This is a genomic window from Streptomyces sp. S.PNR 29, from assembly GCF_030386795.1.
GTDB lineage: Bacteria > Actinomycetota > Actinomycetes > Streptomycetales > Streptomycetaceae > Streptomyces.
This window is the reverse complement of the sequence record NZ_JANUQM010000005.1, coordinates 500954-522472: the sequence shown is the minus strand read 5'-3', so window position 1 is coordinate 522472 and position 21519 is coordinate 500954. Positions and strand designations below refer to the sequence as shown.

18 protein-coding genes and 3 pseudogenes are annotated in these 21519 nt (G+C 69.7%); 15 read left to right on the top strand and 6 right to left on the bottom strand.

The features are described 5' to 3' along the window. Window positions 1-237: 237 nt before the first annotated feature. From NW895_RS17225 to NW895_RS17210, 4 genes are all read left to right on the top strand, one after another. Window positions 238-1209 carry an aldo/keto reductase gene (locus NW895_RS17225; protein WP_289936442.1) on the top strand — a complete coding sequence of 324 codons (972 nt, stop codon included), beginning with the start codon at window positions 238-240 and terminating at the stop codon, window positions 1207-1209. 60 nt (window positions 1210-1269) lie between these two features. After that, window positions 1270-1806: a VOC family protein gene (locus NW895_RS17220; protein ID WP_289936440.1), complete on the top strand. Its 537-nt coding sequence runs from the start codon at window positions 1270-1272 to the stop codon at window positions 1804-1806. Next, window positions 1799-2602, top strand: coding sequence for a MerR family transcriptional regulator (locus NW895_RS17215; RefSeq protein ID WP_289936438.1), 804 nt, complete (start codon window positions 1799-1801; stop codon window positions 2600-2602). The genes NW895_RS17220 and NW895_RS17215 overlap by 8 nt, the downstream gene beginning before the upstream one ends. 63 nt (window positions 2603-2665) lie before the next feature. After that, complete coding sequence (locus NW895_RS17210; RefSeq protein WP_289936436.1) at window positions 2666-4147, top strand: GH1 family beta-glucosidase; 1482 nt, start codon at window positions 2666-2668, stop codon at window positions 4145-4147. 189 nt (window positions 4148-4336) lie between these two features. On the opposite strand, the gene NW895_RS17205 is transcribed toward NW895_RS17210, so the two are convergent. Then, the gene (locus NW895_RS17205) at window positions 4337-4834 is read right to left on the bottom strand and encodes a hypothetical protein (protein ID WP_289936435.1); all 498 of its coding nucleotides are present in this window, start codon (window positions 4832-4834) and stop codon (window positions 4337-4339) included. Window positions 4835-4857: 23 nt separating this feature from the next. Between NW895_RS17205 and NW895_RS17200 the strand changes: the two are divergent. After that, window positions 4858-5106 (top strand): annotated as a pseudogene (locus NW895_RS17200) (alpha-L-arabinofuranosidase C-terminal domain-containing protein); the annotation flags it as partial. Between the two features lie 16 nt (window positions 5107-5122). On the opposite strand, the pseudogene NW895_RS17195 reads toward NW895_RS17200, so the two are convergent. The 5 genes and pseudogenes from NW895_RS17195 to NW895_RS17175 all read right to left on the bottom strand — a co-directional run. Beyond that, window positions 5123-5554, bottom strand: a pseudogene (locus NW895_RS17195) (NUDIX domain-containing protein); the annotation flags it as partial. Between the two features lie 71 nt (window positions 5555-5625). Continuing rightward, the gene (locus NW895_RS17190) at window positions 5626-7251 is read right to left on the bottom strand and encodes a glycoside hydrolase family 13 protein (RefSeq protein WP_289936434.1); all 1626 of its coding nucleotides are present in this window, start codon (window positions 7249-7251) and stop codon (window positions 5626-5628) included. 46 nt (window positions 7252-7297) lie between these two features. Continuing rightward, entirely contained in the window at window positions 7298-8140 is an 843-nt protein-coding gene (locus tag NW895_RS17185; RefSeq protein ID WP_289936433.1) for a carbohydrate ABC transporter permease, read from the bottom strand. 4 nt (window positions 8141-8144) lie between these two features. Further along, on the bottom strand, window positions 8145-9065 hold the full coding sequence (locus tag NW895_RS17180; protein WP_289936432.1) for a sugar ABC transporter permease: 921 nt from the start codon (window positions 9063-9065) through the stop codon (window positions 8145-8147). 5 nt (window positions 9066-9070) lie between these two features. Next, entirely contained in the window at window positions 9071-10462 is a 1392-nt protein-coding gene (locus NW895_RS17175) for an extracellular solute-binding protein (protein ID WP_289936431.1), read from the bottom strand. Window positions 10463-10763: 301 nt separating this feature from the next. Between NW895_RS17175 and NW895_RS17170 the strand changes: the two genes are divergently transcribed. The 10 genes and pseudogenes from NW895_RS17170 to NW895_RS17125 all read left to right on the top strand — a co-directional run bounded on the left by NW895_RS17170 (window position 10764) and on the right by NW895_RS17125 (window position 21341). Then, window positions 10764-11783: a LacI family DNA-binding transcriptional regulator gene (locus NW895_RS17170; RefSeq protein ID WP_289936430.1), complete on the top strand. Its 1020-nt coding sequence runs from the start codon at window positions 10764-10766 to the stop codon at window positions 11781-11783. 289 nt (window positions 11784-12072) lie between these two features. After that, a complete protein-coding gene (locus NW895_RS17165; protein WP_289936429.1) occupies window positions 12073-13119 on the top strand; it encodes a LacI family DNA-binding transcriptional regulator in 1047 nt (348 codons plus the stop codon). 129 nt (window positions 13120-13248) lie between these two features. Continuing rightward, entirely contained in the window at window positions 13249-14493 is a 1245-nt protein-coding gene (locus NW895_RS17160) for an extracellular solute-binding protein (protein ID WP_289936428.1), read from the top strand. Between the two features lie 32 nt (window positions 14494-14525). Next, window positions 14526-15512, top strand: a complete 987-nt coding sequence (locus tag NW895_RS17155) for a sugar ABC transporter permease (RefSeq protein ID WP_289936427.1) — start codon at window positions 14526-14528, stop codon at window positions 15510-15512. Further along, entirely contained in the window at window positions 15509-16333 is an 825-nt protein-coding gene (locus NW895_RS17150) for a carbohydrate ABC transporter permease (RefSeq protein WP_289936426.1), read from the top strand. Before NW895_RS17155 ends, NW895_RS17150 begins: the two co-directional genes overlap by 4 nt. A 67-nt stretch (window positions 16334-16400) precedes the next feature. Next, a complete protein-coding gene (locus tag NW895_RS17145; RefSeq protein WP_289936425.1) occupies window positions 16401-18203 on the top strand; it encodes a trehalase family glycosidase in 1803 nt (600 codons plus the stop codon). A gap of 211 nt (window positions 18204-18414) precedes the next feature. Continuing rightward, window positions 18415-19024 (top strand): annotated as a pseudogene (locus tag NW895_RS41215) (BCCT family transporter); the annotation flags it as partial. Window positions 19025-19033: 9 nt separating this feature from the next. Beyond that, on the top strand, window positions 19034-19498 hold the full coding sequence (locus NW895_RS41210; protein WP_354670097.1) for a BCCT family transporter: 465 nt from the start codon (window positions 19034-19036) through the stop codon (window positions 19496-19498). A gap of 122 nt (window positions 19499-19620) precedes the next feature. Then, window positions 19621-20706: an S-(hydroxymethyl)mycothiol dehydrogenase gene (locus tag NW895_RS17130; RefSeq protein ID WP_289936422.1), complete on the top strand. Its 1086-nt coding sequence runs from the start codon at window positions 19621-19623 to the stop codon at window positions 20704-20706. Continuing rightward, window positions 20706-21341, top strand: a complete 636-nt coding sequence (locus NW895_RS17125) for an MBL fold metallo-hydrolase (RefSeq protein WP_289936420.1) — start codon at window positions 20706-20708, stop codon at window positions 21339-21341. Before NW895_RS17130 ends, NW895_RS17125 begins: the two co-directional genes overlap by 1 nt. Window positions 21342-21519: the final 178 nt, after the last annotated feature.

Here is a 21519-nt window from a genome sequence, read left to right as displayed (position 1 = left end):
GAACCCGTCTGAGATGGCGATCTCTGATACCTCACGCCGGAACTCGCCGTACGGCACAGCACCGCCCCGCCGCGCGGAATCCCGAAACGCGTCGCCGATTCGAAAGTTTCGCCGTCCCGGCCGTGCTGTCGCCCGCGTGCCACCGTCTGTAGCGTCGTGCGGACAAGGCGCGGTGCCGGCAGGCAGCGCACGGAAGCGGCCCCCACCAGGGGGCGTCACCGGGAGAACGAACAGCACATGCGTTATCGGGAACTCGGCCGCACCGGACTGACCGTGTCCGAGATCGGTTACGGGGCCTGGGGACTGGGCCAGGGTGCCTGGGTCGGCGCCGACGACGACTCCGGCGTACGCGCCCTGCACCGCGCTGTCGACCTGGGCGTCACCTTCATCGACACCGCCAGGGCGTACGACCGCAGCGAGCGCATCGTGGGCCGTGCGCTCAGGGAGCTCCCGGGCGGCGGGGACGGCGTGCATGTGGCGACGAAGGTCGGGCCGAAGGTCCCGGTCCCTCTGTCGCCCAGCGGACTCGACCCCATGGCGGCCTTCCCCGGCTCGCACCTGCGCGAGAGCCTGGAGACCAGCCTGCGTGAACTGGGCCGCGACCACGTCGATCTCCTTCAGCTGCACACCTGGGAGGACGAGTGGACCGGCCGCGGCGACTGGCTGGAGACGGTGGACGCCCTCAAGCAGGAGGGCAAGATCAGGTTCTTCGGGATCTCGGTCAAGGACCACCAGCCCGAGAACGTGCTCACGGTGCTGCGCACCGGGGTGCTGGACGCGGTCCAGGTCATCTACAACATCTTCGAGCAGGCCCCGTCCGACGCCCTGCTGCCTGCCTGTGAGGAGTACGGGGTCGGTGTGATCGGGCGGGTGGCACTCGACGAGGGGGCCCTGACGGGCTCGATCCGGGCGGGCGTCACCTTCCCCGAGGGCGACTGGCGCAACTGGTACTTCCGGGACGACCGGCCCACCCAGGTCGAACAGCGCGTGGACGCGCTCCTCGCCGACCTGGGGATCGGCGTCGAGGAGCTCGCGTCCACCGCCCTGCGGTTCGCGCTCGCCGGGCAGGCCGTCTCCACGGTCATCGTCGGGATGCGGTCACTGACGAACGTGGAACGCAACGCGGCGATCGCCGACGCGCCCCCGCTGACCGCCGAGGAGCTCAAGCTGCTGGCCGAGCACCGCTGGCAGAAGAACTTCTACAGCTGATCCGCTCCAGGAAGGACTCGGCTTGACCCTCACGTTGCGTGAGGCTGAAGGGTGGGGTGCATGAGCGACTACTACAACGCGTTCGAGATGAGCCCCGTGCCCGCTCCGGGCCCGGACACGGTTCCGCCGGAGCCGTTCCGCGGCATCTATGGAATGCCCGCCTTCGCGACGATCCCCACGAGCGATCTGGCGGCGTCGGTGGACTTCTGGATTCGCGGGCTCGGTTTCTTCGAGCTGTTCAGCATCCCCGGCAGGCTGGTGCATCTGCGCCGGTGGGCGTTCCAGGACGTGCTCCTCGTCCTGGCGGCGAGCGTTCCCGAGCAGGCACCGGCGATGAGCCTCAGTTTCGCGTGCGTGCTCAGCCAGGTCGATCCCCTTGTCGAGTCCTGTCGTGCGTTGCGCCCGGACTCGGTCGACGGCCCACGGGACACTCCCTGGAACACCCGCGATGTGACGGTGATCACCCCCGAGAACGCACGGGTCGTTTTCACTGCGGCGAAGCCCTTCGATCCGGCCAGTCAGGAGGCGCGGAACCTTGAAGCCGTCGGTATCACCCCACCGGGCGTCGGTCGCGGCGACAATGAGGAGCATGCCTGATGCCACCGACGCCGATGGCCTGACCGTCGGTCAGGTCTCGACGCGGCTGGGTGTGACCGTCCGCGCGCTGCACCACTGGGACGAGATCGGTCTGGCCCGACCGTCGCTGCGCACGGCTGCCGGATACCGGCTCTACACCACCGGTGATCTGGAACGCCTGCACCGCATCGTCGTCTACCGCGAGCTCGGGCTCGGCCTGGACAGGATCCGGGTCATCCTGGACGACTCGACCGCGGACGTGTCCGGCGCATTGCGCGCGCAGCGCACCCAGGTCGCTGAACGGATCGACCGCCTCCAGCGGCTCGGCGCCGGACTGGATCGGATGATCGACGCCCACGAGCGCGGCCTGCTGCTGACCGTCGAGCAGCAGGCCGCGATCTTCGGCCCCCAGTGGAACCCGGACTGGCCCGCCGAGGCACGTCGGCGTTATGGCGACACGCCGCAGTGGCGGCAGTACGCCGAACGCTCAGCCTCTCGCGGTCCGGAGGAATGGCAGGCCATCGCCGACACCATTGCCGACCTGGACCGCGCCCTCGGGGATGCGATGGACGCCGGCGTCGCACCTGGCAGCCCGGAAGCGAACCAACTCGTCGAGCGGCACCGCGACGTCTTCGCCTCCTACTTTCCCCTCACCAGGCGGATGCAGGTCTGTCTCGGCCGCATGTATGAGGCCGATCCGGCATTTGCCGCCCACTACGACGGCATCCGCGCCGGCCTTGCCACGTGGTTCCGTCGCATCGTCGACGCCAGCGCGCGCGCCCACGGCATCGACCCCGACACCGCAACGTGGCAGTAGAGCGTGCTGATCATCGAGCGGCCCCGTGCGGGCCGGCCCCACGACACACAGAGAGAGACGTGCATGCCGACAGCCTGGCAGGAGCCCTCCGAACCCCTGGCCTTACCCGCCCACTTCCTCCTCGGCTCCGCGACCGCCGCCTACCAGATCGAAGGCGCCGCCACCGAGGACGGTCGCGGTCCTTCCATCTGGGACACCTTCTCCCACACCCCGGGCAAGACATGGAACGGGGACACCGGTGACGTGGCCGCCGACCACTATCACCGCCTCGACGAAGACCTCGATCTCATGGCGTCCCTGGGCCTGCGGGCCTACCGGTTCTCCATCGCCTGGTCGCGCATCCAGCCCACCGGCCGGGGCCAGGCCAATCCCAAGGGGCTGGATTTCTACCGCCGCCTGGTCGACGGCCTTCTCGACCGGGGCATCACCCCTGTGGCCACCCTCTACCACTGGGACCTGCCTCAGGCCCTCGAAGACACCGGCGGCTGGACGAACCGCACCACCGCCCACGCCTTCGCCGACTACGCCCGTGTCGTCGGCGAAGCCCTCGGCGATCGCATCGCGGTCTGGACCACTCTGAACGAACCGTGGTGCTCCGCCTACCTCGGCTACGGATCCGGGGCCCACGCCCCGGGCCGCACCGACGGCGCCGCGGCGCTGACGGCGGTCCATCACCTCAACCTCGCCCACGGACTGGCGGTTCAACAGCTCAAGGCGGTCACCACCAACACACCGCAGTACTCCATCACCCTCAACTTCCATGTGCTGCGGGGCAGGGGCGCCGGTGCCGAGGAGGCCGTGCGCCGCATCGACGCGCTGGCCAACCGTTCGTTCACCGAACCCCTGCTGCGCGGGCGGTACCCGGAGGACCTGATCGAGGACACCGCCGCCGTCACCGACTGGGCGTTCGTCCAGGACGGCGACCTCACCCAGATCCACCAGCCCTTGGACCTGCTCGGCGTCAACTACTACGCCACCACCGCCGTCCGCCTCTGGGACGGCGAGACCCCACGTCAGAACCACGACGGCCACAAGGACATGGGCGGCTCGCCCTGGCCCGGCTCGCCCCACGTCGAGTTCCTCGAACAGGAGGGCCCGCACACCGCCATGGGCTGGAACATCGACCCCGCGGGCCTCGAAGAACTCCTCCTCGACCTGCACACCCGGTACCCGAACCAGCCCCTGGTCATCACCGAGAACGGGGCGGCCTTCGACGACCACCTCTCCGCCCGCCCCGACGGCACCTACGCCGTCCACGACCCCGAGCGCATCGACTACCTCCGCAGCCACCTCTTCGCCGCCCACCGGGCTCTCGCCGCGGGCGTCGATCTGCGCGGGTACTTCGTGTGGTCGCTGATGGACAACTTCGAGTGGGGATACGGGTACTCCAAGCGCTTCGGCATCGTCCACGTCGACTACGCGACCCAACGCCGTACGCCGAAGGACAGCGCCCTGTGGTACCGGGACCTGGCGCTGACGGGTAGCATCCCACCGCTGCCGACCGAGCGGACTGACGGACACGCCGGGCGGGCCCCCGGCCCGTGACCCATCCGGTGAAGGCGCCGCGGCTGAGGGCGGGGTAGCGGACGATGCCGCCGGAATGCAGGCTCCCTCGTGTCAGGTGCCCGACGAGGCCGCGTGAAAGTGCTTCCACGCTTGCCGCCCACCCCGGGGTCGGCAAGGTTCGTGCACCAGCCGGGGCCGGCTCGCGGGCGCCGGCCCCGGGCGCGCGGGTCAGGGTCGGGGCAGCCCGTGGAACGCCACGGTGTCGCGGCCGAGCAGCAACCGGTCGCCGTCGGCGGTGATCCGGGCCGGCTGGACCACGGAGCGGCGCGGTCCCGGGCCGTGGCCCTGCGCGGGAACCGCGTCCCGCTGGGGGTGGGTGAAGTAGAAGACCCAGGCCGCGTCGGGCCCCGCGACGACGTCGGCGTGGTGCCCCACGCCCTGGTCGTCCCTGCGGGTGCCGGACCCGTTGAGGACGCGGCCTGCCGGGACCCACTCGTCGAGATCGGTGGAGCGGAAGACGTCCTGGCCGTCCCAGCAGTCCACGATCATCCAGTAACGGCCGTCCAGCGCGGAGACGTTGGGCCCCTCGTGCGGCCGGTGCTCCAGTACCGGGCCCCGCACCTGCCAGTCGTACAGATCGGCCGAGTCCGCGGCCCATGTGTGCGAGCCGTGGGCCTCGTCCTTGTACCACATACGCCACCCGGCGCCGTCCCAGCGGTCCGGCACACCTTTGATGTAGCTGACATACATCCGTCTTCGCCGTCAACCGGGGCCGGCGCACCGCCCTGCCGCTGGAGATCGACCTGCGCGGGGTCGAGGCCCACACCGTGGCCGAGCACCTGGTCCTGGCCGACGCCGACCCCGAGGCACGTAACACCCTGGACCACCAGAACCGCGTCGCCCCGCACCCCGCGACCGGTACCACGGTCACGGAGAGCGTCCTGCGCGCCGGACTCGAACCGATGTCCTGGAACATGATCCGGCTGGTGCGCGGCTGACGCACATGGCGGCTCGTCACCGAGGCGCGGCCGGCGGCGGGCCGGCGAAAGGGACGAAGTGGGCCGTCGGGTGGTCGATGGGCAGGTCGGGACGCCAGGCGGTGAGGATCCGTGCGCTGCACTCGAACAGGTCCGGCGGCAGGGCGTCCAGCGGTCACCAACGCCAGTCGCCGACGCTTTCGCCGGGCTGGTCGGTGGGCGTTCCGTGCCAGGCCGTGACGACGGCGCCCACGGTGATGCGGACGACGTCGTCGACGCGGTCGAGGAGCGTGCCGAGCAGGCGCACGTCGGCCGACCGGGCGGTCAGCCGGGTTTCCTCGGCGAGTTCGCGGACGGCTGCCTCGGGCAGGGATTCGCCGGGCTCCACGGTCCCGCCGGGCAGTTCCCAGGTGCGCCGCCGGTGCCGGCCCACCAGCAGGCCGTGGCGCCGCCCCACCCGGATGGCTCCCGCAATGGGACCAGGGCCCGTCCGGTCGGCGGGGAGGTACACCGGACAGGCCCTGGTGGATTGGGGTGAGGTCAGCCCCGGTGCAGCCAGGCGGTGGTGTCCGTGGGCAGCAGGCTGCCACCGTCCAGCGGCCCCGAGACGAGGAGGGGGCTGTGGCCGACGGGGAGGGGGACGGGCTGGTCGGACAGGTTCACCGCGCACAGCAGGCCGTTGCCCCGTTCGAAGAGCAGCGTGCCCTGCGGGCTGTCCAGCCAGCGGAACTCCTCGCCGCGCAGGCCGGGTTCGGTGCGGCGCAGGCGGAGGGCGGCGCGGTAGAGCTGGAGCATGGAGGCGCTGTCGGCCTGGTTGGCCTCGGCGGTGTAGGACTTCCAGTCTTCGGGCTGGGGCAGCCAGGGGGCGGCGGCGGAGGTGCTGAAGCCGAAGGGCGGGGTGTCGCCGGTCCAGGGGAGGGGGACGCGGCAGCCGTCTCGGCCGCGGATCGTGTGTCCTGAGCGTTCCCAGGTGGGGTCCTGCAGGACTTCTTCCGGGAGGTCTTCGACCTCGTACAGGCCCAGTTCTTCCCCTTGGTAGATGTACGCGCCTCCCGGCAGGGCCAGCATCAGCAGGGCTGCTGCGCGGGCGCGCCGGGTGCCGAGGGCGAGGTCGGTGGGGTGGCGCTGGTCGCGCATCGGGGTGGTGACGCCGGTGTAGGCGCGGCCGTAGCGGGTGACGTGGCGGGTTTCGTCGTGGTTGGACAGGACCCAGGTGGAGGGGGCGCCGACCGTCGACAGATCGGTGATCGTGCGGTCGATGACCTGCCTCAGCTTGTCGGCTTCCAGTGGGCATTTGAGGAAGTCGAAGTTGAAGGCGGTGTGCAGTTCGTCGGGGCGCAGGTAGTCGGGCATGCGGCCGGGGCGGACGTGGGCCTCGGCGACGAAGACGCGGCGGTCGGGGTAGCTGTCGGCGATGGCGCGCCAGCTGCGGAAGATGTCGTGGACGCCGTCGCGGTCCCAGTGCGGGTGGTTGTCCTGGCCTTCGCGGGCGAGGACGGAGAACTCCGTCAGGCCGAGGTCGGGGAGGGCGGGGTCCTTGACCATGCCGTGGGCGACGTCGATGCGGAAGCCGTCGACGCCGAGGTCGAACCAGAAGCGCAGGACGGACTCGAACTCGGCACGGACCTCGGGGTTGTCCCAGTTCAGGTCGGGTTGTTCGGGGGCGAAGAGGTGGAGGTACCACTGGCCGTCGTCGGTGCGGGTCCAGGTGGGGCCACCGAAGGCGGCGTGCCAGTCGTTCGGGGGCAGGGAGCCGTCTTCGCCTCGGCCGTCGCGGAAGAAGTACCGCTCCCGCTCCGGCGAGCCGGGCGCCGCTGCCAACGCCTGCCGGAACCAGGCGTGCTGGTTGGAGGTGTGGTTGGGGACGATGTCGAGGATCACGCGCAGGCCCAGCTGGTGGGCTTCGCTGATCAGATGCTTCGCCTCATCGAGCGTGCCGTACGCGGGGTGGATGTCACGGTAGTCGGAGACGTCGTAGCCGCCGTCGGCCAGCGGGGACGGGTACCAGGGGTTGATCCAGATCGCGTCCACACCGAGGTAGGCCAGGTACTGCAGACGTGAGCGCAGGCCGGCGATGTCGCCGGTTCCGTCGCCGTCACCGTCGGCGAAGCTGCGTATGTAGACCTGGTAGATGGCTGCGGAGCGCCACCAGGAGTCGTGGGTCATGTACTCGGTCCTGACTGTTCTGAAGAGAGAGGGGTGGGGGTGGTGGTCAGCCCTTGACCGAGCCCTGGAGCAGCGCCTTGACGAAGTGGCGTTGCAGGACAAGGAACACGAGGATCGTGGGTGCCATGATCAGCAGGGCGCCGGCATTCAGCAGGACCTGGTCGGTGCTGTATTTCGTGGTGAACGCCTGAAGAGCGCCGGCCATGGTTCGCTTGTTGGGGTCGTCGATGAGCACCAGGGCGAGCAGGAACTGGTTCCAGGTGGACAGGAACATCAGCAGCGCCAGGGAGGCGATCGCGGGGCGAGCGAGGGGCAGGTGGATGTGGAACAGGGCGCGCCAGGGGCCGGCGCCGTCCATGCCCGCCGCCTCGGACAACTCCTTCGGTACGCCGACGAAGTGGGCCCGCATCCAGAACACCGCGAACGGCATGTTCATCCCGATGAGAGGGAGGATCAGCGCCCATTGCGTGCCCAACAGGCCCATGGCCCTGGTCTGTTCGTAAAGGGGAACGATCACGATCTCGTACGGAAGGGTCAGTGTCAGGACCAGGACGGTGTAGAAGACGCCGCCCAGCGGGATCTCCAGTACGGCGATCGCGTATGCGGCCATCGTCGCGATCAGGACCGCGACCGGGACGACGCCGAGCACGATGAGCGTGCTGGACTTCAGCAACGTCGTGATGTTGGCGACGTTCCAGGCGTCGACGAAGTTGTGCCAGTGCGGGTCGGACGGCCAGCTCAGTCCGGAGGGGAACGTGCCCTGGGGCGCGAGGGCCGCGCTGACCATGCTCAGGAGCGGGACGACGGAGTAGAGCGCGGCGGCCGTGATGAGGATGAGTCCGGGGGCGCGGCGGCGCAAGTTCCGTATGGTCTGCGTGCGTTCGGGCATCGGACTACTTCTCCCGGAACAGGCGCTGGAGCGGGACGACGACGGCGATCACGACGAGGGCGAGGACGACGGCGAGGGCGGAGGCCGCGCCGAGGCGGGCGTCGTTGAAGGCCAGGTTGTAGACGGCGACGCCGGGGACCATGGTCTGGGTGCCGGGGCCGCCCTGGGTGGAGAGGTAGACGACGTCGAAGCTGGCGAGGGCGGCGATGATCGTGATGGTGACGCAGACACCGATCTCGTTGCGCAGGCCGGGCAGGGTGACGGACAGGAACTGACGGATGGGGCCTGCGCCGTCGATGCGGGCCGCCTCGTACAGGCTGTTGTCGATCTTTCCGATGCCGGCCAGCAGGAGCATCGTGCACAGTCCGGTGGAGAGCCAGGTGCCGATGAAGCCGACCGCGGTCAGGGCCCAGGTGAAGTCGGCGAGCCAGGGGCGGGCGATGTCGTCGAGACCGACGGCGCGCAGGAGTTGGTTGACCACGCCGTTGTCGGAGTACATCCACGTCCAGGCGACGCCGGCGGCGGCGCCGGGGATGATCTGCGGCAGAAACAGGAGCGTGCGGGCCAGTGCTCCGGTGAAGCGGCCTTGCATCTGCCGTAGGACGGAGGCGGTGATCAGGGCGATGGTCACCGGCAGGACGGTGAAGAAAAGAATCAGGTAGAAGGCGTGGAGCAGGGAGGAGAACTGCTCGTTGTCCGTGAAGACCTCGGTGTAGTTCTTCAGGCCCACCCAGGTGGAGGCGCCAACGCCGTCCCAGTCGTAGAAGGAGTACTGGATCGACATCAGGACCGGGCGGAAGTTGAAGACGCCGTAGAAGGCGAGGGCGGGGAGGGCGAAGAGCCAGCCGGCCCACCGCCTCGCCCGGAGCCTGCGGTGGCCCCGGGCGGCCGCACCCTTCGTCGTCGGTCGGGTGGTGGAAGGCATGGGGCTCAGCTGCTCTTCAGTGCGTCGGCGTAGGTGGACTGGAGGCTCTTGACCATCGCGGCGGGCTCGACCTTGCCGGAGACCAGCAGCTGGAGCTGCTGGGTCAGCTTGGTGTTGACGGCCGGGGCGGCGTTCTGCAGCCAGCTGTCAAAGCCGTTGTCGGCGGCGATGGCGGCGTAACCGGCCTGGATCTGCTCCGTCAGCGTGCCGGACAGTGATGGCTTGGCCGGGGCGGCCGTCCCGGAAGTCAGCGCGGCGTAGCCGTTCTTGACGGCGACCTTCGCGGCCTCGGGGGTGGTGAGGAAGTTCAGGAACAGCGCGGCGGCGTCCTTGTTCTTGGAGCGCGCGGCGATCGAGAAGGCGAGGGTGTTGCTGGTCATGCACGCGTACGCGCCGTCCTCGGTGGCCGGCGGCATCGGGAAGACGCCGTACTTGCCCTTGAAGTTCTTGTCGATGGTCTGCGTGATCCAGCTGCCCTGGAAGAAGAACAGGCCCTTGCCGCCCGTGAACTGCCCGTACGACGCCTCCTGGTTGATGGCGTTGACATCGGAGGCGAAGTAGCCGGCCTTGATCCACTTCTGGAGCGTCTCGGTGGCCTTGACCGCCTCCGGGGTGTCCAGGGTGGCGCCCGGCTGGTGGTACACGATGTCGCTGAGCTTTTCGGCGCCCATGTAGTCGCCCAGCAGCAGGTTGTACAGGTGGCCGATCAGGCCGTCCTGGTTGGAGGCGACGATCGGAGTGATCCCGGACTCCTTCGCCCTGGCCATGACGGCCTCGAGATCCGCGATCGAGGCGGGCACGGTCTTCATGCCGACCTTCGCGGCCAGCTCCTTGTTGTAGAAGACACCGACCAGCGGCCCCGCGGAACCGCCCGCCTGATACAGCGAACCGCCGCCGACCGCACCGTTCGACACCCGTCCGGGCGCCAGCGCGGAGGCGGGGACCTTCGAACTCCAGCCGTACGCCTTGTCGTAGGCGTCGAGGTTGGTGAGCAGGTTGTCCTTGACGCCGCCGAGGAGGTCGTAGGGCTGGACGAGGTCCGGCGTGGAGTCGGAGGCCAGCAGCCTCGGCAGGACGGTGTTGTAGTTGTTGTCCGCCTCCACCCTCAGCTTCACCTTGATCTTCGGGTACTTGGCCATGAAGGCGTCCGCCAGGCCCTGCTCGTACGTCTGCAGGCCGGCCGCCGAGAACAGGGTCAGGGTCGCCGGGGTGTCGGCGACGGCGGTGTTGACGGCGGTCGGCGTCGCGTTCGCCGCCGATCCGGAATCCGATCCGGAGCCGGGTGCGCTGCACGCCGCCAGCGTGACCAGCGCGGACGCTGCGGCGACGGCCACCAGTGGGGCGCGCAGGCGGCGGACCGCGGTTCTGACGGGGGAGGTGGGGTGCTGCTCAGGCATGATGCCTCCTCGCATCCATGCGGCTGCCGTTCCAGGGCACGGTCGGCAGACCGAGGTCGGCGTGCTTCCCCGACCGGGCCACAAGGAAGTGCGAAGGTCGTTTCGGAAGCGTTTCCGTTGCCGAAAGACTGAGGTGGCCGAGCAGGTCTGTCAAGTAACGAACCCGCAACATACATTTGACGTGCCAAAACGATGAGATGTCCGTACGGGGAGTAACTGACGCTACCGAGGGGCTCGGAAGCTCTTCCGAAGATTTCGGAAGCGTTTCCGAACTTCTCCGGTTGTGGGTTAGCCTTCCGGCATGGCGCAGAGCTCCCAGAAGATCAACATGGCCGACGTGGCCCGCGCGGCGGGCGTCTCGATGGCTACCGCCTCACGCGCACTCAACAACGACTACGGCGTCTCAGAAGCCACCCGGCGCCGCGTCCTCGCGGTCGCCGAGGAGCTCTCCTACGTCGTCTCCCCCGAGGCGTCCCGCCTGGCCGGCGGTGCCACCGGCCGGGTCGCTGTGGTCGTACCGCACATCTCCCGCTGGTTTTTCGCGGCGCTGCTGGAGGGGCTGGAGTCGGTGCTGCGCGCGGCCGACCTCGACGTGCTGCTCTACCACGTCGACGGCATCGAGGACCGCCACGACTTCTTCCACCGCCTGCCCGCGCGCCGCAAGGTCGACGCCGTCGTCGTCCTGGCCTTCCCCGTCGGGGAGGAGGAACAGCGCCGCCTGGAGCTGATGGGCGTCACGATCATCGCCGCGGGCGGGCAGCACGCGCCCTACCCGAACGTGTCCATCGATGACGAGACCGCGGGCCGGCAGGCCATGGACCATCTGCTCTTCCTCGGCCACCGTCGCATCGCGATGATCGCTGCCGTCGACCCCGACCAGCCCGACGAGGTACAGCCCTCCGGCCGCTCCAACGCCTACTACGCCGCCCTGCGCGACGCGGGCATCCCGGTGGACGAACGCCTCGTCGCCACCGTCGACTGGGGCGGCGACCAGGGTGCCGACGCCATGGCCAAACTCCTCAGCCAGCCCGAGCCGCCCACCGCTGTCTACGCCCACTCTGACGAGGTCGCCCTCGGCGCCATCCGTACCCTGCGACGGGCGGGTCTGCGCATCCCGGACGACATGTCCGTGATCGGCATCGACGACCATCCCGTGGCCGAGCTGACCGACCTGACGACTGTGCGGCAGCCGGTCCGTGAGCAGGGTGAACTGGCCGGGCGGATGCTCCTGAACATCCTGCGCGGCGAGGAGACCGAACACGACGTCGTCGTACCGACGCAGCTCGTGATCCGGGGCAGTACGGCACCGCCACGCGGGTAGCCGCTTTCACTGCGGTCCGGACGGGGTGCTCGCCAAACCGGGGTGGGCAAGACCTGCCGAGATGACGTCGTCCGCCCGACGACACCTGTCGAACCGGTTCGCCGGAAGGTAGCACCGGCCCGACCTGGCCAGCAATACTCCGTGCGCGACTCTCTCTGCCGGTACATCCGGGTTTCCGATGAGTTCCGGGAACTCCGCGCAAGGCATTGACACCCGCCCGGCCAGCTCCTACCTTCCCTTCACGCGAACCGGTTCGATGAGGTCGAATGAGCTCGATGAAGGAGTCCCCGTGAACATCGGTGAGATCGCCAAGCGGGCCGGTGTCTCGCGGAGCACCGTCTCGTACGCACTGAGCGGCAAGCGCCCGGTGTCGGAGGAGACCCGCGAGAAGATCCGGCGGGTCATCGACGACCTCGGCTACCGGCCCAACGCGAGCGCACGCGCCCTGGCCAACGGCCGGACCAGCACCATCGGTCTGGTCTTCCCGCCCGCCGGCAACCACTACACGGGGATGCAGCTCGACTTCATCGGCAGCGTGGTGGAGGCCGCGGCAACCTACGACTACGACGTACTGCTCTCGCCGAGCGGTGTGGACAGCGACCGCTCGTTCCAGCGGCTGCTGGGCGAGCGACGTGTCGACGGCGCCATCCTGATGGAGATCAGACTTCAGGACGACCGCGTCGACCACCTCCTCGCCGAGGACTTCCCGGCCGTCTGCATCGGCCGCACCGCGCGGCCGGAGGGCGACTGGTGGGTCGGCCTCGACCACACCGCGCTGACGGCGGCCTGTGTCCACCACCTCGCGGACCTGGGCCACCGCAGGATCGCCTTCGTCAACCGGCCCGAGCGGCTCCTGCGCGCCGGGTACGAGTCCGCGCACCGGGGGCTCGACGGCTTCACCAAGGCCGCCGCGGAGCGCGGGCTCACCGTCCGCACGTACACCTGCGGGGACGACGCCCCCTCGGGCCAGGCCTGCCTGGAACGGATTCTGCGCGACGATCCCGCCACCACGGCCCTCGTCACCCTGAACGAGGCCGCACTGGGCGGCCTCTACCGGGGCCTGGCCCATGCCGGGCGCCATGTGCCGCGCGACTTCTCCGTCACCGGCGTCGTCGCCGCCCGGTGGGCGGAGACGATGACCCCGCAGCTCACCGCGGCCGACGTGCCGGCCGCGCAGATGGGGCGTCTGGCCGTCGAACTGCTCGTCGAGCGGCTCGACCACCCCGACGCACCGCCCCGCCACCACCTGCTCGCCCCGCCGATCTCTCTCCGTGCCAGCACCGGGCCCGTCGGCACGGTCGCGCCGGCGAGTCCCGGCTCCGACGTGACCGCCTGAGCCGCCCGACCGGCTGCCCCCTGCCCGGACCGCACCTGCCCGTACCGGCGGCGTGATGCGCCTCCGCCGCCTGTCGGCTTGGCATGCCCACATCCGAATCGCCACCCGGATCACTCAAGAGGAACACCCATGAACAAACCCGCCAGACACCGTCTCACCGCCGCCGCCATGACCGTCGTCGCCCTCACCGTCGGCACCGCCGCATGCTCCTCCGGTGACGGGACGTCGTCCGCGAAGGCGGCGGACAGCGGCACCTACACCATCTGGGACCCGTACCCGCAGTTCGCCAAGGACTCGGCGTGGGTGAAGCTGCTGGACGGCTGCGGCAGCAAGGCCGGGGTCAAGGTCAAGCGGACGGCGTTCGACACCAGCGACCTGATGAACAAGGCGCTGCTGGCCGCACAGCAGGACAACTCCGCGGACGTGCTCATCCTCGACAACCCCGTGGTGTCGACGCTCGCCGAGGCGGGAGCGCTCACCACGACCGACGAGAACAAGCTGGACACCTCCAAGGTGGACCCGAACCTGCTCGCGGCCGGCCAGTCGGGCGGCAAGACCTATGGCACGCCCATCGGCGCCAACACCCTCGCGCTCTACTACAACAAGGAGGTCCTCAAGGCGGCCGGTGTGGACGTCGCCTCGGTCAAGGACTGGAAGTCGCTGACGGCGGCGCTGGCGAAGGTGAAGAAGGCGGGCAAGAAGGGCATCACCTTCTCCGCGATCGGCACGGAGGAGGGCAGCTTCCAGTTCCTGCCCTGGTTCTGGGGCTCGGGCGCCGAGCTGACCGAACTCGACTCCTCCCAGGGCGTCTCGGCGCTGTCCCTGTGGACCGGCTGGCTGAAGAAGGGCTACGCGCCCAACTCGGTGATCAACAACACCCAGACCACCAGCTGGCAGGAGTTCGCGAGCGGCGACTACGCGTTCGCGGAGAACGGCACCTGGCAGCTCGCCAACGCCGAGAAGGCCGGCTTCGACTACGGCGTCCTGCCCATCCCCGGCGCCGACGGGGGCAACGCCGCGGCTCCGACCGGCGGCGAGTTCGTCACCGTCCCGGTCCAGGGCGACACCGGCCGCTACGCCATCACCCGCAAGCTGGTGTCCTGCCTGACCAGCACCGACAACCTGTACGACACCGACACCACCCTGTCCTACGTGGCCCCCACCGGCGAGGTCCAGGACAAGCAGGTGGCGGCGAACCCCAAGCTCAAGCCCTGGGTCCAGGCCGTGAAGTCGGCCAAGGGACGCACCAGTGACGACCTGGGCACCCAGTACCCCAAGATCTCCGAGCAGATGTGGAAGGCGGTCCAGTCCGCCCTCAGCGGGTCCAGGTCGCCGAAGGACGCGCTCACCGCGGCGCAGGACGCCGCGAAGTAAACCGGCAGGCAACCGTGACACGGGGCTCCTCGATGAACCGCACGACACGCCTGCCGGACCGCCGGCCGGTGCGCGACCGGAACGGGGCGGCCACCGCCGCCCCGCCCCCGGCCCGCACCACCCACCGTCGCCGGCGTCCCACCTCCCAGCAGTGGGCCGCCTGGGCCTTCCTCACCCCGGTGACCCTCTACCTCGCCCTCTTCTACGCCTATCCGCTCTACCGCAACCTCGACCTGAGCCTGCGCAACTACACCGTCCGCTCCTTCGTCCAGGGCAACGCACCGTTCACCGGGCTGAAGAACTACGAAACCGTCTTCCAGGACCCGACCTTCGGTCCAGCGCTGACGCACACCGTCGTGTTCACCGCCGTGTGCCTGTTCTTCCAGTACGTCATCGGCCTGGCCCTCGCCGTCTTCTTCAACCAGCACTTCCGGCTCTCCGCCACTCTGCGGGCCCTGTTCCTGGTGCCGTGGCTGCTGCCGCTGATCGTGTCGGCCTCCACCTGGTCGTGGATGCTCAACAGCGACTCCGGTGTCGTCAACGCAGCCCTGCACGCCGTCGGGATCGGTCCGGTGAACTGGCTGACCTCGCCGTCGTGGTCACTGACCTCGGTGATCATCGCGAACATCTGGATCGGTGTGCCGTTCAACCTGGTCGTGCTCTACAGCGGCCTGCAGTCCATCCCCTCGACCCTGTACGAGGCGGCGGCCCTCGACGGCGCGAACACCTGGCAGCGCTTTACGCGCATCACCTTCCCCCTGCTGCGCCCGGTGTCGGCGATCACCCTGCTGCTGGGCCTCGTCTACACGCTCAAGGTCTTCGACATCATCTGGATCATGACCAAGGGCGGCCCGGCGGACTCGTCCACCACCTTCGCCACCTGGTCCTACCGGCTCGGCTTCGGCAACCTGCTGCCCGCCTTCGGCCCCGGCGCGGCCGTCGGCAACCTGCTCGTCGTCGCGGCGCTGGTCTTCGGACTGGTGTACCTGAGGGTCCAGCGAAAGCAGGCACTGTCATGAACCGAGTCCCCAGCCGTACGTCGTGGAAGACGGCCGTCGGTCTGCTGCTGACCGCGGTCATGCTGTTCCCCGTCTACTGGATGCTGAACGTGTCCTTCACCCGCGACCAGGACATGCGCAAGAGCCCGCCGGACCTGTTCCCCGTCCACGGCACCCTGGACGGCTACCGCGCCGTCCTCGACCAGCAGGTGCCCTACCTCGGCACGAGCCTGATCATCGGCCTCGGCACCGTCGTACTGACCGTGGCGCTGGCCGCGCCCGCCGGCTACGCGCTGGCGAAACTCCGCCCACGCGGCGGGGGCGTGCTCGGCTTCCTGCTCCTGGTCGCCCAGATGATCCCCGGCATCATCATGGCGATGGGCTTCTACGCCATCTACCTCAGCCTCGGACTGCTCCAGTCCGTCCCTGGTCTGATCGTCGCCGACTCCACACTGGCCGTCCCGTTCGCGGTCCTGATCTTCACCGCGTTCATGTCCGGCATCCCCGGCGAGCTGATCCAGGCCGCGCAGATGGATGGAGCAAGGGCCCTGCGCACCTTCTGGTCCGTCGTGCTGCCCATGAGCCGCAACGCCGTCGTCACGGTGTCGCTGTTCGCGTTCCTGTGGTCCTGGTCCGACTTCGTCTTCGCCAGCACTCTTGCCAACGGCGGGGCCCACGAGCCGATCACCCTCGGCATCTACCACTACATAGGCAACAACAACCAGGAGTGGAACGCCATCATGGCGACCGCCGTCGTGGCCTCGCTGCCCGCCACGGTGATCCTCGTCCTCGCCCAGCGCTATGTCGCCGCAGGCGTGACCGCCGGAGCCGTCAAGGACTGACCTCCTCCGGCCGATCCACCTCCCGGCAGACCGCCGCGCCCACCGTCGAAGAAACGAGTAACGTCTCATGACCGCCGCCCGATCCGGCCCGGCCTTCTCCGTCCACGACATCCCGTTCAGCACCCACGGCTCCTGGTTCGACCTCTCGCCCGTGGTGGCGGAGAAGACGTACGCCGACGACCTCCATCTGGTCTCCCACCAGAACGGCATGCACGCCGTCTTGCGTCTGGTGCCCCTCGACACGACGACGGGCGACCGGGCCGCGACCCGCGTCGAGACGACGCCGAGCCTGCTCAGATGGGTCCACCGCAGCGGGACCATCGGCTGCGCCTACGAGTCAGCGGACGTCGTCCGTCTCCGGGGTGAGGGACTGGGGCTGCGCATCACCGCTGCCGCGGAGGCCCTGACACCCTTCACGGGCACGTACTTCTTCCGTGACCCGGTGGACGGTGCCCATGTGTTCACCTCGTACGAGACCGGGCGCCGCTACCGGATCACCGTGCTGTCCGGCTCCGTCGCCGAGACGTCCGGCAGCCAGGCCCTGGGCAGCGGCGACCGCGGACTCACGCTCATCGCGGACGCCGGAGGCGTCTGGGAAGCGGCGGTGGAGGAGCTGGACAGCGCACGACGCCCCTACGCCTCTTCGCAGACGTTCGGCCGGGTCGTGGAGGCCGCGGAGCGTGCCTTCGCCGACTTCGCCGACGCGGTGGCCCCCTGGCGCTCGTCCGGCACCCCCGCCGCCGAACTCGCCGCGTACGTCCTGTGGTCGGCGACGGTCCGCCCGGTGTCCCTGGTCACCCGGCCCGCGGTACTGATGTCCAAGCACTGGATGGACAAGGTCTGGAGCTGGGACCACTGCTTCAACGCCCTCGCCCTGGCACCCGGGGCCCCCGCCCTGGCCTGGGACCAGTTCTCCTTGCCGTTCGACCACCAGGACGAGAGCGGCGCCCTGCCCGACTCGGTGACCCACTCGGAGGTCCTCTACAACTTCGTCAAACCGCCCATCCACGGCTGGACCCTGTCCCACCTGCGCCGAAGACTCCCCGACGGCCTCGGCCGGACGGAACTCACCGAGATCTACCGCCGGTTGGGCCGCTGGACGGACTTCTGGCTCACCGCGCGCCGCGCACCGGGCGCCGTACTGCCCCACTACCAGCACGGCAACGACAGCGGCTGGGACAACGCCACGACCTTCGACCCCGAGCGCGTGGTCGTCACCGCCGACCTCGCCGCCTTCCTCGCCCTGCAACTGCGTGAACTCGCCGCGCTCGCCACCGAACTGGGCCGTCCCGACGAGGCACGCCGGTGGACCCGTACGGCCGAGGCCACCCAGGCGGCGATGCTCGACGAGCTGTGGACAGGGGAACGGTTCCTGGCCCGCGGCGTCGGCAGTTCACAGACCTGGGGCACGTCCAGCCTCCTGGACCTCATGCCGATGGCGCTGGGCGAGCACCTGCCCGGGAACGTCTCCGCTGTACTGGCGGCCCGCATCGAGGCCCATCTCACCCCGCACGGACTGGCCACCGAACTCCCCACCTCACCCCACTACCACTCCGACGGCTACTGGCGCGGGCCGATCTGGGCGCCGGCCACCGTCCTCATCGAGGACGGCCTGCGCCGCGGCGGCCACCACCACCTCGCGGACGAGATCAGCGCCCGCTTCCGTGGCCTGTGCGAGACCCACGGCTTCGCGGAGAACTTCGACGCCCTCACCGGCCAGGGCCTGCGCGACCGCGCCTACACCTGGACCGCGGCCGGCTACCTCCTCCTGGCCGAGGCCCACGCACTCCGGGACACCGAAGCCGCCTCACGCCCCCGAACGCCCACCGGCCGACGACCGACAGGGCCGGCACCCATGAGCTCCAACTGACCTGGAAGCCGCGGCATCGCGCGGGAGAAGAGCCGGTGCCGGGCGCGTCGCGTCCGGTGGAACGGTCGGTGTACGGGGGGTTGACGCACCGGGGCAGGGCAGAAACCGATGCTGCACATCGAGCTCGAAGTTGCGTGTTGTGCATCGCTGTGCGCGGTGCTCTCGCAGGGATGCAGACCCGCTACCCCCGTCCCCTGTCGGAAGGCTTCGGATGAGTCACGAATCCGGAACTGGTCAGGATGAAGAGCCAGCCGAAGCTGTCGATGATCCGGCCCAACGTCGTCTCGGCGACCGCGGCCAGATTGTCGGTGAAGAACACCCCGTGCTGGCGGCGTTGCTGGCGCCCAGCCGGTTCGGCCGCATCCGGCTCGGCAGGGACGGCGAACGCCCGGAGTTCAGCACCGCCTCCTGGGTGGCGATGATGTTCAGCGCCGGCATGGGCATCGGTCTGATGTTCTGCGGCGAGTGAGCCGATCATGCACTCGTCCAGCCCGCCGCCGGGCACCGCCGAGGCGGGGAGTGCGGACGCGGCCCGTCTGGCGTTGGAGTACTCCTCTTTCCACTGGGCGATCCATCCCTGGGCGATGTACGCCGTGGCCGGCCTGGCGCTCGCCTGCTTCGGATTCCGCAAGAGCGGAAACAGTCTGATCAGCTCCGCCTTCCGTCCGCTGCTCGGCGACCGGGTGGACGGACCGCTGGGCAAGTCCATCGACATCCTGGCGATCTTCGCCACCCTCTTCGGCTCCGCCGTCTCCCTCGGTCTGGGTGCGCTGCAGATCAACAGTGGACTGAAGGAGGTCTGGGGGGTCGCCAACTCCACGGCACTGGCCGTGACGATCATCGCGGTGCTGACCGTCCTGTTCGTGCTCTCCGCCAGAACAGCAGCAGGACGGCGGCCAGACCGAGGCGGTGGGGGGCTACCTGACCGCGCTCCCCAAGACGTGAGCGGCGCCGACGCGACCTCCGTGGTGCTGGGCATGCTCTCCTGCCGCGGCAGCATGACCCCAGGTCGCCTCGTCGTGATCCTCTGGGGTGCGCTGACCGGCCTGGTCGCGGCCGTGCTGCTGCTCGCCGGTGGCTTGGAGGCGGTCAAGCAGGTGGCCGTCATCGCCGCGTTCCCGTTCCTCTTCGTGATGATCGGCTTGTGCGTCTCCCTGGTGAAGGCGCTGCGCGCCGAGCCGATGGAGGAGCCGCTTCGGGAGCGTGAGGGAGCTGCCGACGCCGTCGGCGAGCGGGAGCCGGAGGGCGGTGTCGGGACGGCCGCGGCCCTGACGGATCCGCAGGCCGCGGGCTGAGCTGGTTGGAGCCGGCCTCTTGACCCTCGGCGTCGTTCTCCCTGATGCTCAGTTGCGTATAGCGGTGCTTGTATCTGATGAGGCAACGCACTCGCGAGGGTTTCCCGCTTGAGGAGCAACTCATGGCTCACGAGGTTCGTGCCGTCGTCGCCCGGAAGAAGGGTGCACCGGTCTCCGTCGAAACCATCGTCGTCCCCGACCCCGGTCCGGGTGAGGCGCTGGTCGACATCGAGGCGTGCGGCGTCTGTCATACCGATCTCCACTACCGGGAGGGTGGGATCAACGACGACTTCCCCTTCCTTCTGGGGCACGAGGCGGCCGGTCGCGTCGCAGCGGTCGGCGAGGGGGTCACCGGCATCGAACCCGGTGACTTCGTCATCCTGAACTGGCGCGCGGTGTGCGGCCAGTGCAGGGCCTGCAGCAAGGGCAAGCCCTGGTACTGCTTCGCCACCCACAACGCGACGCAGCCGATGACGCTGCTCGACGGCACTCCGCTCTCACCGGCACTCGGCATCGGCGCCTTCGCGGAGAAGACGCTGGTCGCCGCCGGGCAGTGCACCAAGGTGGACCCGGCGGCCCCGGCGGCGGCGGCCGGCCTGCTCGGATGCGGTGTCATGGCGGGCTTCGGCGCGGCCGTGAACACCGGTGCCGTCGGCCGAGGGGACTCCGTCGCCGTGATCGGCTGCGGCGGGGTCGGAATGGCAGCCGTCGCGGGAGCGAAGCTCGCCGGCGCGACCAAGGTCATCGCCGTCGACATCGACCAGCGCAAGCTGGACCGGGCCCTGCGGATGGGCGCCACCCACACGGTCGACGGCGCGAAGGGCGATGTCGTGGAGGCGGTGCGCGAGCTGACCGGAGGCTTCGGCGCGGACGTCGTGGTCGAGGCGGTCGGCCGCCCCGAGACGTACCAGCAGGCCTTCTACGCCCGCGACCTGGCCGGCACGGTGGTGCTGGTCGGCGTGCCCACCCCGGAGATGAAGGTGGAGCTGCCGCTGCTCGACGTCTTCGGACGCGGTGGCTCGCTCAAGTCCAGCTGGTACGGCGACTGCCTGCCCTCGCGCGACTTCCCGGCCCTCATCGACCTGTACCTGTCGGGGCGTTTCGACCTGGACGCGTTCGTCTCCGAGACCATCGGCCTCGGCGACGTGGAGGAGGCCTTCGAGAAGATGCACCGTGGCGACGTGCTGCGCTCCGTGGTGGTGCTGTGATGGCCGGCGCACCGCGCATCGAGCACCTCGTCACCAGCGGGACCTTCAGCCTCGACGGCGGCACCTGGGACGTCGACAACAACGTCTGGATCGTCGGTGACGACGACGAGGTGGTCGTCATCGACGCGGCACACGACTCCGACGCCATCCTGGCGGCCGTCGGCGATCGCCGGCTGGTGGCCGTCGTGTGCACCCACGCCCACGACGACCATGTGCGCGCGGCGCCGGACGTCGCCCTCGCCACAGGGGCGCCCATCCTCCTGCACCCCGACGATCAGGTGCTGTGGAAGATGGTGCACCCGAACCGGCGGCCCGACCGCCCGCTCGCCGACGGTGACGAGCTGAGGGTGGCGGGCATCGGCCTGCGGGTCCTCCACACCCCCGGTCACGCTCCCGGGGCCGTGTGCCTGTACGCGCCCGAGCTGGGGGTACTGTTCAGCGGCGACACGCTGTTCGCGGGAGGGCCCGGTGCGACCGGGCGTTCGTACAGCGACTTCGGCACGATCATCACCTCGATCGGTGACCGGCTGCTGACGCTCCCGGGTGAGACGGTCGTCCACACCGGACACGGCGAGACGACCACCATCGCGGTGGAAGCACCGCACCTGCAGGAGTGGGCGGCCCGGGGCTGGTGAGACGGGCGCCGCCATGCCCGGCCGGGGCGGCCGTCGCCGTCGTGGGGTCTGGTGTGTTCGGTGTGCCAGACCCCACGAGGCCGGGATGATGGTCTCCACCGTGCGCGGGGAGCCGGCCGAGGGTACGGGCCGGTCCGCGTCGAAGCCTTCCCACTGCCTTGACAGTGCCTCTCGACCG

Coding starts and splice junctions, on each gene's coding strand:
- NW895_RS17225 (WP_289936442.1), top strand. CDS start 238: ATGCGTTATCGGGAACTCGGCCGCACCGGACTGACCGTGTCCGAGATC.
- NW895_RS17220 (WP_289936440.1), top strand. CDS start 1,270: ATGAGCGACTACTACAACGCGTTCGAGATGAGCCCCGTGCCCGCTCCG.
- NW895_RS17215 (WP_289936438.1), top strand. CDS start 1,799: ATGCCTGATGCCACCGACGCCGATGGCCTGACCGTCGGTCAGGTCTCG.
- NW895_RS17210 (WP_289936436.1), top strand. CDS start 2,666: ATGCCGACAGCCTGGCAGGAGCCCTCCGAACCCCTGGCCTTACCCGCC.
- NW895_RS17190 (WP_289936434.1), bottom strand. CDS start 7,251: ATGACCCACGACTCCTGGTGGCGCTCCGCAGCCATCTACCAGGTCTAC.
- NW895_RS17185 (WP_289936433.1), bottom strand. CDS start 8,140: ATGCCCGAACGCACGCAGACCATACGGAACTTGCGCCGCCGCGCCCCC.
- NW895_RS17180 (WP_289936432.1), bottom strand. CDS start 9,065: ATGCCTTCCACCACCCGACCGACGACGAAGGGTGCGGCCGCCCGGGGC.
- NW895_RS17175 (WP_289936431.1), bottom strand. CDS start 10,462: ATGCCTGAGCAGCACCCCACCTCCCCCGTCAGAACCGCGGTCCGCCGC.
- NW895_RS17170 (WP_289936430.1), top strand. CDS start 10,764: ATGGCGCAGAGCTCCCAGAAGATCAACATGGCCGACGTGGCCCGCGCG.
- NW895_RS17160 (WP_289936428.1), top strand. CDS start 13,249: ATGAACAAACCCGCCAGACACCGTCTCACCGCCGCCGCCATGACCGTC.
- NW895_RS17155 (WP_289936427.1), top strand. CDS start 14,526: ATGAACCGCACGACACGCCTGCCGGACCGCCGGCCGGTGCGCGACCGG.
- NW895_RS17150 (WP_289936426.1), top strand. CDS start 15,509: ATGAACCGAGTCCCCAGCCGTACGTCGTGGAAGACGGCCGTCGGTCTG.
- NW895_RS17145 (WP_289936425.1), top strand. CDS start 16,401: ATGACCGCCGCCCGATCCGGCCCGGCCTTCTCCGTCCACGACATCCCG.
- NW895_RS17130 (WP_289936422.1), top strand. CDS start 19,621: ATGGCTCACGAGGTTCGTGCCGTCGTCGCCCGGAAGAAGGGTGCACCG.
- NW895_RS17125 (WP_289936420.1), top strand. CDS start 20,706: ATGGCCGGCGCACCGCGCATCGAGCACCTCGTCACCAGCGGGACCTTC.